The organism is Burkholderia sp. 9775_39, assembly GCF_015712225.1.
GTDB lineage: Bacteria > Pseudomonadota > Gammaproteobacteria > Burkholderiales > Burkholderiaceae > Burkholderia > Burkholderia cenocepacia.
Genome location: NZ_JACCQC010000007.1, coordinates 155,647 through 171,556 on the forward strand (window position 1 = coordinate 155,647; position 15,910 = coordinate 171,556).

Below are 15,910 nucleotides of genomic sequence, written 5' to 3' on the forward strand. Positions count from 1 at the left end.
ATGGTGCGTCCGATGTTTCCGGGCCATGGTGCAACCGAGCGGCGGCCGCGCATCCGCGCAGGCCGCTACGTGCCGATGCTCGTCGCGTCGCTGTCGCTGGCCGCCGCCGGCCTCGGCGCCGCCGGCAGTGCGCGCGCGGCGATGAATTTCTGCGCGGCGCCGGCGCTGCAGACGAGCGAGACGACGCAGGCCGAGCCGGGCGTGCAGGCGCTGATCCGCAGCGTCGACGCGCGCATCGGCGAGCAGCCGAAAGCGATGGCGCGCGTGCACACCGAGGGCACGCTGCCGCACGAAGGCATCTACGACCAGAGCGCGGCCGCGCTCAAGGACATGGACCTGATGCGCGACGCGGCGCTCGCGTGGCGCGTGACGAACGCGCCGCGCTACCTGCAACTCGTCGACCGCTTCCTGTCCGCGTGGGTCTCGACCTACCAGCCGAGCTTCAACCCGATCGACGAGACGCGCTTCGAGAGCCTGATCATTGCGTACGACATGACCGCGAGCGCGTTGCCGGTGAAAACGCGCAACGCGACGGCCGCGTTCATCGCGAAGCTCGGCGCCGGCTATGTCGCGCAGGTCGACGCGCAGAAGCGCCCGCTCACCGGCACCTGGCGCAACAACTGGCAGAGCCACCGGATCAAGCTGATCGCGCTGTCCGCATTCACGCTCGGCGACCGCAAGATGATGAACGCCGCGCAGCGGCTGTTCGTCGAGCATCTCGCCGACAACATCGGCCCCGACGGCAAGACCTGGGATTTCGAGGAACGCGACGCGCTGCATTACGCGGTCTACGATCTGCAGCCGCTGGTAACGGCCGCGCTCGCCGCGCGCCGCTTCAACCGCAACTGGCTGCGCGAGCGCGGCGCGAATGGCGCGACGCTCGCGGCCGCGCTCGACTGGCTCGTGCCGTATGCGCTCGGCGAAAAGACGCACGAGGAATTCGTGAATTCACCGGTGCCGTTCGACGCGAAGCGCCGCGAGGCCGGCTTGCCGGGTTACACGGGGCAGTGGGACCCGAAAAACGCCACCGAACTCTTTCATCTGGCCGCGCGGCTCGACGGGCGCTATGCCCGCGTCGCGCAGCAGCTTTCCCCAACGCCGCCCGCATGGCTCGCCGCGTGCCTGCCATTGCAGGCGCGCTAGCATCATTCTTATCGCAAGGCAGGTATCGAAATGGCAGTCAGCGTGTTTGACCTCTTCAAGATCGGCATCGGTCCGTCCAGTTCGCACACGGTCGGACCGATGCGCGCGGCGCTGATGTTCGTCCAGGGCCTCGAGCGCGACGGGCTGCTCGACGCGACGGCCCACGTGAAGGTCGAGCTGTACGGCTCGCTCGGCGCCACCGGCAAGGGCCACGGCACCGACCGCGGCGTGATGCTCGGCCTGCTCGGCGACGCGCCCGACACCGTCGATCCCGACACGATCGACGCGCGACTCGAAGACGTCCGCAAGACGAAGCAACTCGCGCTGCTCGGCACGCATCCGGTGCCGTTCGTGCTGAAGGACAACATCGCGTTCTACCGCCAAGCGCTACCCGAACATCCGAACGGGATGAAGCTGCGCGCGAGCGACGCGAACGGCGCGGTGCTGGTCGAGCGCACTTATCTGTCGGTCGGCGGCGGCTTCGTCGTGACGGCCGGCGCACCGAACACCAAGGTGCTGAGCGCGGCCGAGCAGATGACGCACCCGTTCCGCACCGGCGCGGAGCTGCTCGCGCTGACCGCGTCGACCGGCAAGTCGATCGCGCAACTGATGTGGGAAAACGAGCGCGCGTGGCACACCGAGGAAGAAACGCGCGACGGGCTGCTGAAGATCTGGGCCGTGATGCAGTCGTGCGTGTCGCGCGGCTGCGGGATCGGCAACCCGGACGCCGACGGCAACCTGCCCGGCCCGTTCCAGGTCAAGCGCCGCGCGCCGCAGCTGTACCGCACGCTGACGGGCAGCCCTGAGCGCGCGCTGCAGGACCCGCTGTCGATGATCGACTGGATCAACCTGTACGCGATCGCGGTCAACGAGGAAAACGCGGCCGGCGGCCGCGTCGTCACCGCGCCGACCAACGGCGCGGCCGGCATCATCCCGGCGGTGCTGCACTACTACACGCGCTTCACGCCCGGCGCGAACGAACAGGGCGTGATCGATTTCCTGCTGACGGCCGCCGCGATCGGCATCCTGTACAAGCTCAACGCGTCGATCTCCGGCGCGGAAGTCGGTTGCCAGGGCGAAGTGGGCGTCGCGTGCTCGATGGCCGCGGGCGCACTCGCGGCCGTGCTCGGCGGCTCGCCGCAGCAGGTCGAGAACGCGGCCGAGATCGGGATGGAGCACAACCTCGGCCTGACCTGCGACCCGGTGGGCGGGATGGTGCAGATCCCGTGCATCGAACGCAACGCGATGGCGTCGGTGAAGGCCGTCAACGCGGCGCGCATGGCGCTGCGCGGCGACGGCTCGCACTACGTGTCGCTCGACTCCGTGATCAAGACGATGCGCGAGACGGGCGCCGACATGAAGACCAAGTACAAGGAAACGTCGCGCGGCGGGCTGGCGGTGAATATCGTCGAGTGCTGATGCTGGATCAGGCGGTCATGCGAGACGAATGAACGCTTGCATGACCGCCGGGTCCCGGCGTGCACACATCAATCGTTCAACCAGTTCTCGAGTCGCAATCCCGGGTAACTCGCGAGATCCCGCTCGTTGTTGGTCACCAGAACGGCGAATATCGCGCATTACGGCCATTGCCGTCGCGCATGCAGTACGCGAAGAATCTCCACGATGCCATCGGCCGGCCGGATTCGGTACACGAGCACATAGTTCGGCGCGATCACCAGCTCGCGTGTGCCGGCCACCCGCCCTTGCCGATACAACTCGGCGTGGGCCGGTAGCGCCACCGCCCTTTCTTCCAGCCGTTCGTCGAGTTCGACCGCAGCCAGCGGGTCGTCCTCGGCGATGTAGTCCATGATCGCGGCGCGATCCTCCAGCGCCTTCGGGTTCCAGTGCAGCGCCAGGGTCAAGAAACATCCCCACGCCTGCCCGCGAGCCGATCACGCAGTGCCGCACGGCGCGACGCGAAGTCGGCGCTGACTTCGGCGTCCGGAATCGACGCACGCGGGTCGTCCAGCGCCTGCTGCACCTGCTCCCGAAACCAGCGATCGTGGGCCGCCGCCTCGTGTGCCGCCTTCAACGCCACCGCCCGATCGGGCCGCGTCGCCCGGCCGGCCGCATCCGGATCGAAGGCCGACGCATCCACATCGAACCGGCTGATACCGATGTCACGCAGAAAGCCGACCAGCGTTTCAAATCGGCGAAACACCCGCACGTCGCCGCGCTTGGCCGACAGGAAACGCTCGTGCACGCCGCAGCGGGCCGAGAGCGCCCAGCCGTTGCCGCAACCGACCACGCGGGCCGCACGCACCGCGCCGGCTTCGACCAGCTCCGTCAGCGTCTTTTGATCGATCGTTTCGGTCGTCATGGCGATTCTTGCCCCATTTTTTACTCACCCGTTGAAATTTTACTATTGAATGGCCTCCTGATTTATTGTTATTTGGTCGACCCGCTTTCACGCTGGAAGCAGCGTCCGGCTCAGTGTCCGTAGCCCTGACTTTCCGCCGTCGCGCCCACGCGCACAAGCTGGCCGATCAGCCAGCCGAAGCCGGGACCCGCACCGATCACCCGACGTTCCGACACTTTTCAGCGCCCGGCCATCCGGCGTAAGCTGTACGTCCCGCTACCCAGGGAGACGGCAGCCCATGTCGCATTCCAAGGATCTCGAGCCGCGCACCACCACCGGTGCGCGACTGCTCGTCGATGCGTTGCTCGCCAATCACGTCGAACGCGTGTTCTGCGTGCCGGGCGAAAGTTTCCTCGCCGTGCTCGATGCGCTCGCGGACGACACCGCCCGCATCCAGACGGTCGTCTGTCGCCACGAGGCGGCCGCCGCGAACATGGCCGAAGCGGTCGGCAAGCTGACCGGCCGCCCGGGCATCGCGTTCGTCACGCGCGGGCCCGGCGCGACCCATGCGTCGATCGGCGTGCACACCGCGTTCCAGGATTCGACGCCGATGATCCTGTTCGTCGGCCAGTGCGCACGCGAACACCTCGACCGCGAAGCCTTCCAGGAAATCGACTACCGCCGGATGTTCGGCCAGATGGCGAAATGGGTTGCGCAGATCGACGACCCGCGCCGCATCCCCGAATACCTGAGCCATGCGTTCCACGTCGCGACGTCCGGCCGGCCCGGCCCGGTCGTGCTCGCGTTGCCGGAGGACGTGCTGTCCGACGCGTGCGCGCCGCAGCCCGTCGCACCGGCCGCGAAACGCATCGCGGCGGCGCCGTCGGCCGCGCAGCTCGACGAGCTGCGCGAGCGGCTCGCGCGCGCGGAGCGGCCGTTCGCGATCGTCGGCGGCAGCGGCTGGACGCCGGACGCGTGCGCGAACCTGCGCACCTTCGTCGAACGCTGGCAATTGCCGGTCGCGTGCGCGTTCCGCTTCCAGGACACGATCGACAACGCGCACCCGAACTACGCGGGCGACGTCGGGCTCGGGATCAACCCCGCGCTCGCGAAACGCATCCGCGACGCCGACCTGCTGCTCGTGATCGGGCCGCGCCTCGGCGAAGCGACGACCGGCGGCTACACGCTGCTCGACATCCCGAAAACGCGCCAGACGCTGATCCACGTGCATCAGGGCGCGGACGAACTCGGCCGCGTGTACGCCGCCGACCTGCCGATCGTGTCGGGCATGCCCGAGATCGCCGCGCCGCTGGCCGCGCTCGAACCGCCGGAGCGGCCCGCGTGGGCCGGCGCGGCCGCCGACGCGCACCGCGCATACCGCGAATGGCATGCGCCGCTGCCGATGCCCGGCGACGTGCAACTCGGCGACGTGATGGTGCAGTTGCGCGAGCGCCTGCCGCACGACGCGATCCTGACCAACGGCGCGGGCAACTATGCGATCTGGCTGCATCGCCACTTCGCGTACCGGCACTACCGTTCGCAGCTTGCGCCGACGAGCGGCGCGATGGGCTACGGGCTGCCGGCCGCGCTCGCCGCGAAGTCGCTGTATCCGCAGCGCGCCGTCGTCGCGCTCGCGGGCGACGGCTGCTTCATGATGGCCGGCAACGAGCTCGCGACCGCGATGCAATACGGGCTGAACATCGTCGCGATCGTCGTCAACAACGGTCATTTCGGCACGATCCGCATGCATCAGGAGCGTAACTACCCGGGCCGCGTGCACGGCACGGGGCTCACGAATCCGGATTTCGCCGCGTATGCGCGTGCGTTCGGCGCGCATGGCGAGACGGTCGAGCGCACCGCCGATTTCGCGCCCGCGCTCGAACGCGCGTTGACCTGCGGGCTGCCCGCGGTGATCGAGATCCGCATCCCGCAGGACGCCAGCACACCCGCCGCGACGCTCGAGCAGATCCGCGAGCAGGGCCGCCGCGCGCGCGGCGCATGACGTCGGGCGACATGCACGCCACGCCGCCCGTCGCCGCGCTGTCGCACGACGACGCGCTGACCTGCCCCGGCACGCTGCTCGCGCCCGACGGCACGCTCGTCGCACCGTACGACCTCGAGCAGGGCGACGCGCGCACCGAAGGCCATGTAGCGGCCGCGCCCGCGCTCGGCCTGCGGCACGCCGCGTCCCGACCGTTCCGGCTCGACTACGGCGCGGCGCGGCACGTGCACGTGATCAACGGCATGGGCGTCACGCTCGGTGATTCGGTGATCGGGATGACGGCCCTCGCCGCGTTGCGGGATGCCCATCCGGGCCTGCCCTTCACGCTGTACCGGCCGGCGCGCGCGCCGCGCTATGTCGATGCGCTGTACGCGCTCGCGGCCGACGTCGTCGCGCCGTCGCGCGCGCTGCCGTACCCCGCCGAAGCGCTGGCCACGGAGCCGCACTGCATCGACGTCGGCAATCACCTGTACTGGCCCGCGTTCGCGCGGCTGCCGATGATCGACTTTTTCCTCGACGCGCTCGGCGCCGATCCGGCCGCCGTGCCGGCCGCCGCGAAGCGCAACCGCTGGCTCGCGCGGCTGCCGTTGCCCGCACTGCCGGCCGAATGGCAGCGGCCGTACGTGCTGTTCTGCCCGAGTGCGAGCACCGCGGTGCGCAGCGTGCCGCCCGCGCTGCGCGTCGCGTTCGTGGATCGGCTCGCGCAGCGTTACGGATTGCCGGTAGTCGGCTTCGGTCCGCTCGCGCATCCGGCTTACGTGGATATGAGCAGCGACGCGGCCGACACCGCGCGCTTCATCGCCTGGATCAAGGGCGCGAGCCTGCTGTTCGCGCCGGACACGGCGGCCCTGCATCTCGCCGACGGTTTCGACGTGCCGACGCTCGCATGCTTCACGACGATCGGCCCGGCGCTGCGCGTGCGCGACTATCCGCATTGCGTGCCCGTCACGCTTGACGTGCCGGCCGCATTGCACGGGCTGCATCACAGCGAGCGGCCGGACGATCTGGCGGCGGTCGAAGCCGCTTACCGCGCAATCGACTGGGACGCGCTCGCGTGGCCCGCACCGCGCGACGTGGCTGCACAGGCCGCCATCTGAGCGAAGCCTGCGCAGCGGCGGGCGGAACGATCAAGCCCGTAGCGGCACGCCCACCGCGTCAGCACCACTGCAGCCCGCCTTCCCGCCAAGCCCCTCACGCGCGATCGCGCAGCGTCTCCGACGGCCGCTTGCCGAACAGGCGCCGGTAATCGGTCGCGAACTGGCTGAGATGCCAGAAACCCCACGCCTCCGCGACGTCCTGCACCGACCCCGCCGCGCGCCCGCACAGGTCGCGCCGCGCGCCGTTCAGCCGCAGCGTGCGCAGGTAGGTCGCGGGCGCCATGCCGAGCACGTCCTGGAAACAGTACTGCAGCGTGCGCCGGCTCACGTGCAGCTGCTCGCACAGCTCGGGCACGCCGACCGGGCGCGTGCGGTGCGCGAGCACGTAGTCGCGCGCCTGGTCGACGAGCCAGCGGCGCGTCGACGGCGCGCCGCCGCTGCCGTCGTCGGCCGGCTGCGCGCAGGCATCGAACAGTGCGGCCAGCACTTCGGCCTGCAGGTCGTCGCGCTGCGCATCGGGCAGCGGGCCGGCCATCGCCACCGCGCCGTCGAGCCGGCGGCCGAGCAGCGCGCACAGCCGCGCGAGCCGCGCATCGCCGACCTGCATCACGCGCTGCGTGAACAACCGCTCGTCGAGCGCGCGGCGCTCGACGTCCTCGGCATAGCGGCGCAGCACGTCGCCGCGCACGACGACGCCGTAGATCGAGAACTGCGCGGGCGTCACCAGTTCGAATTCGACGTTGCCGGGCCGGAATGCGAGCGCGCCGGGGCCGATGCGGCACGCATCGACGCGCGCCGAGCCGTCGCACACGAGCGGAATGCCGAACCAGTACGCATCGCCGCGCACTTCGCACGCCTGGCGCAGCAGATGGCTGGTCGATTCGCGAAACAGCTTCATCGTGTCGAGCGGCAGCTCGGTCAGCGTGCCGACGAAGCGGCCGGCCGCGAGCTGGTCGTAGGTCTGCCGCCAGCCGATCAGGTTGCGCGCCTGCTCGTCCGCATCGTGCGCGACGCTGACGACGGCCTGCCCGGCGAACGCATCGTCGCCCTGCGCGCTGCGCCGCGTGTCTTCGGCGGTCGGTTCTTCCGTACCCACCACGTGTTGATCCATCGTGTCCTCCCTCACCTGCGCGGAACCCTGCGTGCCACGCAAGTCCCGTGCCGAACCGCACGGCCCGGCGAGCAACCCGCCATTCCACGCTGTCCGGCCGCCGCGCGCCATGCGGGCGCACCCGAAGGCGGCATGCCGCGCACGCCGCCGGTGCGATCCGCGCGGCGAGCGCGCATGCGCGCCGCCGCCCGCGCCCGGATGCCGGCTACCGGGCCGGCTTCAGCCGCACGACCCGCGTGCCGCAATTGCCGTATGCGTGCGCGATCGCCAGCTCGACGATCGCGCTGCCCGCCGCCCACGGCGCCGCGTCCGCTTCCGGCAGATCGGCGCGCAGCGTGGCGCGACCGTTGATCCGGTAGCGCAGGCCGCGCACGAAATCGACGAACAGCAATCCGACGCCGCTGCCGTCGCAGGCGGCCGCGTCGATCCGGCCGCCGTCGCCGCCATGCGCGGCGGGCAACGCGAACCGCAGCGTCTTCGTATCGATCACGCGTACCACCGGCAGCAGATCGCCGTTCGCGTCGCGTCGGCTCTGCACGATGTCGCAGGTCATCGACGCACCCGCGCCGGATGCCATGCCGACGAACATGAACGGCTGCGATTCGATGAACTGCCGCACGCCGAGGCTCAGCCGCGTCGTCACGGCGTCGCTCATCCGCTCCGCTTCGTCGGCGACGCCGAAGCGGTGTTGCGCGTCGAGTTCGCCCGGATGAAATACCGGGTGACGGGGAAAGGATCGGGATGGTTCTGCCATGCTGGGGGTCGTCGTATGCATCGGCGCGCCGTACCGCCGCGCATGCGCGGCGGTCGGCAGCGTGGCCGGCGCCGGCCGCCAACAACGCAGCCCGCGCCGACTGTCGAACAGGGAAATCGAACCGGGCGACGTACGGGGCCCAACCGGCCCCCGACACGTCGCGCCGGCTTCGGCGATCAGAAGAACCCGAGCGCCTCGGCCTGGTAGCTGACCAGCAGGCACTTCGTCTGCTGATAGTTCGACAGCGCCATCTTGTGCGTCTCGCGGCCGATCCCCGACTGCTTGTAGCCGCCGAACGCCGCATGCGCGGGGTACAGGTGGTAGCAGTTGGTCCACACGCGGCCGGCCTCGACCTCGCGGCCCATCCGGTACGCACGCGTGCCGTTGCGCGTCCACACGCCGGCGCCGAGCCCGTAGAACGTATCGTTCGCGAGTTCGATCGCTTCCTGCTCGTCCTTGAACGTCATCACCGACGCGACCGGCCCGAAGATCTCCTCCTGGAACACGCGCATCTTGTTGTTGCCGAGCAGCATCGTCGGCTTCACGTAGTAGCCCGTGCCGAGGTCGGCGGCCGGCGCCGCGCGCTCGCCGCCCGTCAGGCATTGCGCGCCTTCGCCGCGGCCGATGTCGATGTATGACAGGATCTTGTCGAGCTGCTGCTGCGACGCCTGCGCGCCGATCATCGTCTGCAAGTCGAGCGGGTGGCCGGACTTGATGCGCTCGACGCGCGCGACGGCCTTCTCGATGAAGCGTTCGTAGATCGATTCCTGGATCAGGATCCGCGACGGGCACGTGCACACCTCGCCCTGGTTCAGCGCGAACATCGCGAGCCCTTCGAGCGCCTTGTCGAGGAACGCGTCGTCCTGGTCGAGCACGTCGGCGAAGAAGATGTTCGGGCTCTTGCCGCCCAGCTCGACCGTCGACGGGATCAGGCTGTCGGCCGCCGCGCGCAGGATGTGCTTGCCGACCGGGGTCGAGCCCGTGAACGCGATCTTCGCGATCCGCTTGCTGGTCGCGAGCGCTTCGCCCGCTTCCTTGCCGAAGCCGTTCACGATGTTGATCGTGCCGGCCGGGAACAGGTCGCCGATCAGCTCCATCAGCACGAGCACCGACGCGGGCGTCTGCTCGGCCGGCTTCATCACCACGCAGCAGCCGGCCGCGAGCGCCGGCGCGAGCTTCCACGCGGCCATCAGCAGCGGGAAGTTCCACGGGATGATCTGGCCGACCACGCCGAGCGGCTCGTGGAAGTGATACGCGACGGTGTTGTCGTCGATTTCGGAGATGCCGCCTTCCTGCGCGCGGATGCAGCCCGCGAAGTAGCGGAAGTGGTCGATCGCGAGCGGCAGGTCGGCCGCCATCGTCTCGCGCAGCGGCTTGCCGTTGTCGATCGTCTCGGCCACGGCCAGCAGCTTCAGGTTCTTTTCCATCCGGTCGGCGGCGGCGAGCAGCAGGTTCGCGCGCTCGGCGACGGACGTCTTGCCCCACTTGCGGCGCGCGGCATGCGCGGCGTCGAGCGCCAGCTCGATGTCGTCGGCGCCGGACCGCGGGATGCGGCAAAACGGCTGGCCGTTGATCGGCGACACGTTCTCGAAATACTCGCCCTTCACGGGCGCCACCCACTTGCCGCCGATGTAGTTGTCGTATTGCTGACGGTACGGGTATTCGACGTCGAGGCCCAGTTGCTTCAGGTCAAACGGGTTCATACATGTCTCCTGTTCATCGTGCTTGTGTGAGTACAGCGCCGGTTGGAATGCGCTGGTCCCGTTTACGCAACATGCGTGCCAAACGGACCGGGGGCATGTCGATCGCGGCCGGCCCGTGTTCGCACCGTGCGGTGTTCACGCACGCAACACGGCGGGTGTACCGATTCTGAACACCGCGATTGCGCAGCGACGGGATCGCTGTTCGGAATTTCCACAGTGCGCGCAGGGGCGCTGCCCGTGGAGGCGCGCCGCCGCGTGTGGCATGTCGCTTGCGTGCGGATCACCGATCCCCACGCCACGGCGCACGCGCCGACCGACACCATGAACGATCTCGGCCCCCTGACCGACGACGCCATCGCATTCATCCGCGAGCAGGCTTTCCTGATCGTCGCGACCGCCGACGCGGCCGGTAACGGCGACTGTTCGTACCGTGGCCGCCAGCCGCGTGCCGACGGCTCGTTCACGCCGCTCGTCGATATCCCGGATCGCCGCACGCTGGTGCTGCCCGATTTCGCGGGCAACAACCTGCTCAACACGATCGGCAACCTGCTCGTGAATCCGGCCATCGCGCTGCTGTTCGTCGATTTCGTGCGCCAGACGACCTGGCTCGTGCAGGGCCGCGCGACGCTCGACGAGGATGCGCAAGCGCGCGCGCACCTGTGGCCGGACGCGTTGCGCTATCTGGTGATCGATGTGGAACGCGCGCAGGCGCGCGCGGATGCGGCGCTGCCGCCGCTCGTGCTGGCGTGATGCGCGACGGGTGACGCGCTGGCCAGCCGACCATGCGGGCACGGCGGCTGCATCGACCGAAATGCCGATGTGCCGAAGTACCGACGCGTCGACGCGTCGCGATGCAACACTCACCGCCCGTGCGTCTCCGCGCGGGCCGGCTCGATCCGGCTGCGCGCCGACGCATCGGCGAGCGCGCGGCCGTCCGCATCGTCGCCCGTTTCATCGGCGGCCGGCCGCCGGCCGAGAAACCCGAACACCACCACCGCGCACAGCACGGTGACGACGGCCAGCCCCATCAGCAGCCGGTCGAACGCGTGCGTGTAGCTCGCGATCAACGCCGCCCGACCGACGCCCGGCAACGCGGCCGCCGCGCCCGCGAGATCGCCGGTCGCGAGCCGCGCGGCGGCCCGCAGCGTCGCATCCGGCGCATCGGCAGCACCAGCCGCCCCTGCCGCGTGCGCGAGCCCCGCGTGCGCGAGCGCGGCCAGTACCGCGCCGACGATCGCCAGCGCGATCCCCTCGCCGGCCACGCGCGTCGTGCTGAAAATGCCCGTCGCCATCCCCGCGCGCTCCTTCGGCACGACGCTCACCGACAGCCCGTCCATCAGCCCCCACGGCATGCCGGCGCCGACACCGATCGCGAGCATCGGCGCGATCGCCGCCGACCCCGCGCCGCCGCGCAACGCGATCCCGAGCCACACGAGCCCGGCTGCCGCGACCAGCAGGCCGAGCCCTGAAATCACGCCGGCCGACAGCCAGCGCGTGAGCGTCGCCGCGACGAGCGGCACGACCAGCATCGGCGCGGAAATCGCGAGCATCAGCCAGCCGGCGTCGATCTCGCTGAAACCGTCGATACCGATGAAGCGCAGCGGCAGCACGACGAGCAGCACGATGTAGCAGCAGCAGGTCGACACCGGCAGCACCTGCACGCCGACGAAGCGCGCGATGCGAAACAGCGACAGGTCGAGCATCGGCCGCGCGACGCGCGTCTCGATCGTCACGAACGCGCACGCGCCGAGCGCCGCGCCGGCCAGCAGCGCGATCACGAGCGGGCTCGACCAGCCGCGCGCGGGCGCCTCGATCACGCCGAACGTGAACAGCGTCAGCGCGGTCGTGAACGCCGCCGTGCCGGGCCAGTCGAGCCCGGTCGCGTGCGGATCGCGCGACTCGTCCATGCGCGGCAGCCCGAACGCGAGCGACAGCACGCCGGCCACCGCGCTCGTCACGAAGATCGCGCGCCAGCCGTAATGCCCGATCAAACCGCCGGCGAGCACCGGCCCGAACGCGAGTCCGATCCCGAACGTCGTGCCGAGCAGGCTGAACGCACGCGTGCGCGCCGCGCCGTCGAATTCCTGCGCGAGCGCGGCCGTGCCGCCGGCCAGCGCCGCGGCGGCGGCGAGCCCCTGCGCGGCGCGCAGCAAGTCGACCGCGAGCATCGACGGCGCGAACGCGAGTGCGACCGACATCAGCGTGAAGCCGCCGACGCCGATCGCGAACAGGCGCTTGCGGCCGAACTGGTCAGCCAGCGCGCCCGACGCCATCAGGAAGCTGCCGAACGCGAGCATGAACGCGTTGGTGATCCAGTTCATCGCGACCGGGCTGCCGTGCAGGTCGCGGCCGATCGCCGGCGTCGCGACCGCGCCGCCCGAAAACGACAGCGGCAGCGCGACGGCGGCCATGCAGACGGCGGCCAGCACCCACGCGCGCCGACGCGCCGCCAGGGCCGAAACGGCTGAAACAGGGTGATCCATCATCGCTCCTCGAAAAGCCGGCGCGGATGCGCCATCAGAGCGACAGACGATAAATCCGATTCAATCCGCGAAAAACCCCGCGAAGCTCCACATATAACGGACTAAAATTCCGTAATTCACCTGACAGCGTGCGTCGCTGCACGTCGTTCGATTCGATGGAAAATCTCACCGGCATCGTCGCGTTCGTCCGCGCCGCCGAAGCGCTGAGCTTCGTCGCGGCCGGCCGCGCGCTCGGCATCTCGGCGTCGGCGGTCGGCAAGACGATCGCGAAACTGGAGCAGTCGCTCGGCGTGCGGCTGTTCAATCGCACGACGCGGCGCGTGACGCTCACCGAAGAGGGGCGGCATTTCTACGAGCGTTGCCAGCGCATCCTCGAGGATTTTCGCGACGCGGAGGCGACCGTGACGGCGTCCGCGCAGCGCCCGCGCGGCAAGCTGCGCGTGAGCCTGCCGGTGATCGGCTACCGCTTCCTGCTGCCGGTGCTGCCCGAATTCCGGCAGCGCTACCCGGACGTCGAACTCGATCTCGATTTCAACGACCGGATGGTTGACGTGGTCGAAGGCGGCTTCGACGCGGTGATCCGCAGCGGCCCGCTGTCCGATTCGAGCCTGATGTCGCGGCGGCTCGGTCCGTTCGCGTTCGTGCTGTGCGCGACGCCCGCGTATCTCGCGCAAGCCGGCACGCCGCGCACGCCACGCGAGCTCGAAGCGCACGACTGCGTGCGCTACTGCTTTCCGACCACCGGCAAGCTGCAGGACTGGGCGCTCGCGGCCGACGACGGCACACCGCTGAAGCTGCGCACCGCGATGACCTGCAACAACATGGAGGCGCTGCGTGGCGCCGTGCTCGCGGGGCTGGGCATCGGCTACATGCCCGACTTCCTCGCGCGCGACGCACTCGAACACGGTGCGCTCGTCACCGTGCTCGACGACTACCGGATCGCGCCGGGGCAGTTCTCGATCGTGTGGCCGTCCAGCCGGCAGTTGTCGCCGAAGCTGCGCGTGTTCGTCGATTTCCTGTGCGAGCGGCTGTTCAGGTAGTCACGCCGATCCGTTCCGCTTCCGCCGCCGGCAACAGCGTGTCGCTGTCGTCCTTCAGCCCGACGCCCGTCAGCCCGAGCCTGCGCGCATGCGTCATCAGGTAATGCAGCTTGTGCGCGGCGGCCGCGTGCGGCAGTCCTTCGGGGCGCACGTTCGAGATGCAGTTGCGCAGCGCGTCGTGACAGCCGACCTTCGGCGCCCACGTCAGATACACGCCGAGGCTGTCCGGCGAACTGAGCCCGGGCCGCTCGCCGATCAGCATCGCGACGACCTTCGCGCGCAACAGCTCGCCGATCTCGTCGCCGAGCGCGACGCGCGCCTGCGTCGCGACCACCACCGGGCCGATCCGCCAGCCATCCGCATCGAGCCGCGGCCGCACGGCTTGCAACAGCGGCAGCGCCTGCTTCGCGGCCGCGAACGCCGACAGCCCGTCGCCGACCACGAACACGACGTCGGGCGCCTCGTCGAGCGCCGCCCCGTAACCCGCCAGCAGCCCGCGGCTGTCGTCCGACAGCTTGCGGCCGAGATCGGGCCGGCGCAGGTAATGGTCGCGGTCGGGCGCGGCGCTCTGCACGCGCAGCGTCGGCAGCATGCCGGCCGCCTCGATCTCGCGCCGCAGCGCATCCGCGTCGAGCGGCTGGTGCACCGCGTCGCGCGCCTGCGCATGCGACAGGTTGAAGGCCAGCAGCGGCGCGGTCGGCAGGCTGTTGCCCGCACGGCCGAGCGCGATCCGCGCGTTCGTGAACGACTTCAGCTGCGCCCAGGGGTTCTTTTCGACGGCGTCGCTCATGCGGACACCCCCATCCAGTCGTTCGCCCCCGCGAGCAGCGGCACGCGCGCCGTCGCGGCGCGCAGCGCGCCGTGCGCGTCGGCGATCTCCATCGTCTCCAGCCATTCCTCGAACTCGGGCGCGCGGCGCAGCCCGAGCACCTCGCGCACGTAGAGCTGGTCATGGAACGACGTGCTCTGGTAGTTCAGCATCACGTCGTCCGCGCCCGGAATCCCCATGATGAAGTTGATGCCGGCCGCCCCCAGCAGCGTCAGCAGCGTGTCCATGTCGTCCTGATCGGCTTCCGCATGGTTCGTGTAGCAGATGTCGCAGCCCATCGGCACGCCGAGCAGCTTGCCGCAGAAGTGATCCTCGAGGCCCGCGCGGATGATCTGCTTGCCGTCGTACAGGTATTCGGGCCCGATGAAGCCGACCACGGTGTTCACGAGGAACGGCTCGAACTTGCGCGCGACCGCATACGCGCGCACTTCGCAGGTCTGCTGGTCGACGCCGAAATGCGCGTTCGCCGACAGCGCGCTGCCCTGGCCCGTCTCGAAGTACATCAGGTTGTTGCCGACCGTGCCGCGCTTCAGCGCCAGTGCGGCCTCGCGCGCCTCGCCGAGCAGCGCGAGCGAGATCCCGAAGCTGGCATTGGCTTTCTCGGTGCCCGCGATCGACTGGAACACGAGATCGACCGGCGCGCCCTTCTCGATCGCCGCGATCGTGTTGGTCACGTGCGTGAGCACGCACGACTGGGTCGGCACGCCGTAGCGCTCGCGGAAGCCGTCGATCATCGCGAGCAATTTCACGATCGCCGCGAGGCTGTCGGTGGCCGGGTTGATGCCGATCATCGCGTCGCCGCAGCCGTACATCAGCCCGTCGAGCATCGATGCGGCGATGCCCTTCACGTCATCGGTCGGGTGATTCGGCTGCAGCCGCACCGACATCCGGCCGGCCAGCCCGACCGTGTTGCGAAAGCGCGTGACGACGCGGCGCTTCCTCGCGGCCGCGATCAGGTCCTGGTTGCGCATCAGCTTCGACACGGCCGCGACCATCTCGGGCGTGAGGCCGGGCGCGATTCGCTCGAGCGCCGCGCCGTCGGCCGCGGGCGACAGCAACCAGTTGCGGAAATCGCCGACGGTGAGGTGCGAGATGTCGGCGAACGCCTGCGCGTCGTGATCGTCGATGATGAGGCGCGTGACCTCGTCGTCTTCATACGGGATCACCGCTTCGTTCAGGAACGCCTTCAGCGGCACGCCCGCGAGCGCGATCTTCGCGGCGACGCGCTCCTCCTCGCTCGCCGCCGCGACGCCGGCGAGCTGGTCGCCGGAACGCAGCGGGCTCGCCTTCGCGAGCAGCGTCTTCAGGTCCGCGAAGCGGTACGTGCGCGGACCGATCGTCTCCGTATAGGACATCGTGCGAGTCTCCTTGTCCATCCCGGGGCCGGTTCACGCCCCCGATCAAAAGCCGACGGCGCGCCCGTTCGACGGGGCGCGCCGGATGCCGTCA

General features: G+C 69.9%; 14 protein-coding genes and 1 pseudogene. 6 read left to right on the forward strand and 9 right to left on the reverse strand.

Going from position 1 to position 15,910, the window contains the following annotated elements; translation table 11 throughout:
• On the forward strand, window positions 1-1,143 hold the full coding sequence (locus tag H0X90_RS12080) for an alginate lyase family protein (protein WP_006496280.1): 1,143 nt from the start codon (window positions 1-3) through the stop codon (window positions 1,141-1,143).
• Window positions 1,144-1,173: 30 nt separating this feature from the next.
• Window positions 1,174-2,562: an L-serine ammonia-lyase gene (locus H0X90_RS12085; RefSeq protein WP_077190293.1), complete on the forward strand. Its 1,389-nt coding sequence runs from the start codon at window positions 1,174-1,176 to the stop codon at window positions 2,560-2,562.
• Window positions 2,563-2,630: 68 nt separating this feature from the next.
• Here H0X90_RS12085 and H0X90_RS36200 read toward each other — a convergent pair.
• The 3 genes and pseudogenes from H0X90_RS36200 to H0X90_RS12095 form a co-directional block, all read right to left on the reverse strand.
• Window positions 2,631-2,717, reverse strand: a pseudogene (locus H0X90_RS36200) (VapC toxin family PIN domain ribonuclease); the annotation flags it as partial.
• A 3-nt stretch (window positions 2,718-2,720) separates the two neighbouring features.
• Entirely contained in the window at window positions 2,721-3,005 is a 285-nt protein-coding gene (locus H0X90_RS12090; RefSeq protein ID WP_006485672.1) for a type II toxin-antitoxin system mRNA interferase toxin, RelE/StbE family, read from the reverse strand.
• Entirely contained in the window at window positions 3,002-3,463 is a 462-nt protein-coding gene (locus H0X90_RS12095; protein ID WP_062884187.1) for a hypothetical protein, read from the reverse strand. Before H0X90_RS12095 ends, H0X90_RS12090 begins: the two co-directional genes overlap by 4 nt.
• Window positions 3,464-3,740: 277 nt before the next feature.
• Between H0X90_RS12095 and H0X90_RS12100 the strand changes: the two genes are divergently transcribed.
• Together H0X90_RS12100 and H0X90_RS12105 are read left to right on the forward strand one after the other, a co-directional pair.
• Window positions 3,741-5,444 carry a thiamine pyrophosphate-binding protein gene (locus tag H0X90_RS12100; protein ID WP_012492253.1) on the forward strand — a complete coding sequence of 568 codons (1,704 nt, stop codon included), beginning with the start codon at window positions 3,741-3,743 and terminating at the stop codon, window positions 5,442-5,444.
• Window positions 5,441-6,541 (forward strand): glycosyltransferase family 9 protein, encoded by a 1,101-nt coding sequence (locus H0X90_RS12105; RefSeq protein WP_077190294.1) that lies wholly within the window; start codon window positions 5,441-5,443, stop codon window positions 6,539-6,541. Before H0X90_RS12100 ends, H0X90_RS12105 begins: the two co-directional genes overlap by 4 nt.
• 94 nt (window positions 6,542-6,635) lie before the next feature.
• On the opposite strand, the gene H0X90_RS12110 is transcribed toward H0X90_RS12105, so the two are convergent.
• The 3 genes from H0X90_RS12110 to H0X90_RS12120 form a co-directional block, all read right to left on the reverse strand.
• Window positions 6,636-7,652: a helix-turn-helix domain-containing protein gene (locus H0X90_RS12110; protein ID WP_077190295.1), complete on the reverse strand. Its 1,017-nt coding sequence runs from the start codon at window positions 7,650-7,652 to the stop codon at window positions 6,636-6,638.
• A 205-nt stretch (window positions 7,653-7,857) separates the two neighbouring features.
• Window positions 7,858-8,406 (reverse strand): hypothetical protein, encoded by a 549-nt coding sequence (locus H0X90_RS12115; RefSeq protein WP_077190296.1) that lies wholly within the window; start codon window positions 8,404-8,406, stop codon window positions 7,858-7,860.
• A 176-nt stretch (window positions 8,407-8,582) separates the two neighbouring features.
• Window positions 8,583-10,109 carry an aldehyde dehydrogenase family protein gene (locus tag H0X90_RS12120; protein WP_006489874.1) on the reverse strand — a complete coding sequence of 509 codons (1,527 nt, stop codon included), beginning with the start codon at window positions 10,107-10,109 and terminating at the stop codon, window positions 8,583-8,585.
• A gap of 321 nt (window positions 10,110-10,430) precedes the next feature.
• Between H0X90_RS12120 and H0X90_RS12125 the strand changes: the two genes are divergently transcribed.
• Complete coding sequence (locus H0X90_RS12125; RefSeq protein WP_077190335.1) at window positions 10,431-10,859, forward strand: pyridoxamine 5'-phosphate oxidase family protein; 429 nt, start codon at window positions 10,431-10,433, stop codon at window positions 10,857-10,859.
• Window positions 10,860-10,969: 110 nt separating this feature from the next.
• On the opposite strand, the gene H0X90_RS12130 is transcribed toward H0X90_RS12125, so the two are convergent.
• Window positions 10,970-12,592: an MFS transporter gene (locus tag H0X90_RS12130; protein WP_077190297.1), complete on the reverse strand. Its 1,623-nt coding sequence runs from the start codon at window positions 12,590-12,592 to the stop codon at window positions 10,970-10,972.
• A 155-nt stretch (window positions 12,593-12,747) separates the two neighbouring features.
• Here H0X90_RS12130 and H0X90_RS12135 point away from each other — a divergent pair, with 155 nt between their 5' ends.
• A complete protein-coding gene (locus H0X90_RS12135; protein WP_012492249.1) occupies window positions 12,748-13,632 on the forward strand; it encodes a LysR family transcriptional regulator in 885 nt (294 codons plus the stop codon).
• On the opposite strand, the gene eutC is transcribed toward H0X90_RS12135, so the two are convergent.
• Both eutC and H0X90_RS12145 read right to left on the reverse strand, forming a co-directional pair.
• Window positions 13,625-14,422, reverse strand: a complete 798-nt coding sequence (gene eutC / locus H0X90_RS12140; RefSeq protein ID WP_006496291.1) for an ethanolamine ammonia-lyase subunit EutC — start codon at window positions 14,420-14,422, stop codon at window positions 13,625-13,627. The genes H0X90_RS12135 and eutC overlap by 8 nt on opposite strands.
• Window positions 14,419-15,816, reverse strand: coding sequence for an ethanolamine ammonia-lyase subunit EutB (locus tag H0X90_RS12145; RefSeq protein WP_006489528.1), 1,398 nt, complete (start codon window positions 15,814-15,816; stop codon window positions 14,419-14,421). Before H0X90_RS12145 ends, eutC begins: the two co-directional genes overlap by 4 nt.
• Between the last annotated feature and the right edge of the window lie 94 nt (window positions 15,817-15,910).

Coding starts and splice junctions, on each gene's coding strand:
- H0X90_RS12080 (WP_006496280.1), top strand. CDS start 1: ATGGTGCGTCCGATGTTTCCGGGCCATGGTGCAACCGAGCGGCGGCCG.
- H0X90_RS12085 (WP_077190293.1), top strand. CDS start 1,174: ATGGCAGTCAGCGTGTTTGACCTCTTCAAGATCGGCATCGGTCCGTCC.
- H0X90_RS12095 (WP_062884187.1), bottom strand. CDS start 3,463: ATGACGACCGAAACGATCGATCAAAAGACGCTGACGGAGCTGGTCGAA.
- H0X90_RS12100 (WP_012492253.1), top strand. CDS start 3,741: ATGTCGCATTCCAAGGATCTCGAGCCGCGCACCACCACCGGTGCGCGA.
- H0X90_RS12105 (WP_077190294.1), top strand. CDS start 5,441: ATGACGTCGGGCGACATGCACGCCACGCCGCCCGTCGCCGCGCTGTCG.
- H0X90_RS12110 (WP_077190295.1), bottom strand. CDS start 7,652: ATGGATCAACACGTGGTGGGTACGGAAGAACCGACCGCCGAAGACACG.
- H0X90_RS12115 (WP_077190296.1), bottom strand. CDS start 8,406: ATGGCAGAACCATCCCGATCCTTTCCCCGTCACCCGGTATTTCATCCG.
- H0X90_RS12120 (WP_006489874.1), bottom strand. CDS start 10,109: ATGAACCCGTTTGACCTGAAGCAACTGGGCCTCGACGTCGAATACCCG.
- H0X90_RS12125 (WP_077190335.1), top strand. CDS start 10,431: ATGAACGATCTCGGCCCCCTGACCGACGACGCCATCGCATTCATCCGC.
- H0X90_RS12130 (WP_077190297.1), bottom strand. CDS start 12,592: ATGGATCACCCTGTTTCAGCCGTTTCGGCCCTGGCGGCGCGTCGGCGC.
- H0X90_RS12135 (WP_012492249.1), top strand. CDS start 12,748: ATGGAAAATCTCACCGGCATCGTCGCGTTCGTCCGCGCCGCCGAAGCG.
- eutC (WP_006496291.1), bottom strand. CDS start 14,422: ATGAGCGACGCCGTCGAAAAGAACCCCTGGGCGCAGCTGAAGTCGTTC.
- H0X90_RS12145 (WP_006489528.1), bottom strand. CDS start 15,816: ATGTCCTATACGGAGACGATCGGTCCGCGCACGTACCGCTTCGCGGAC.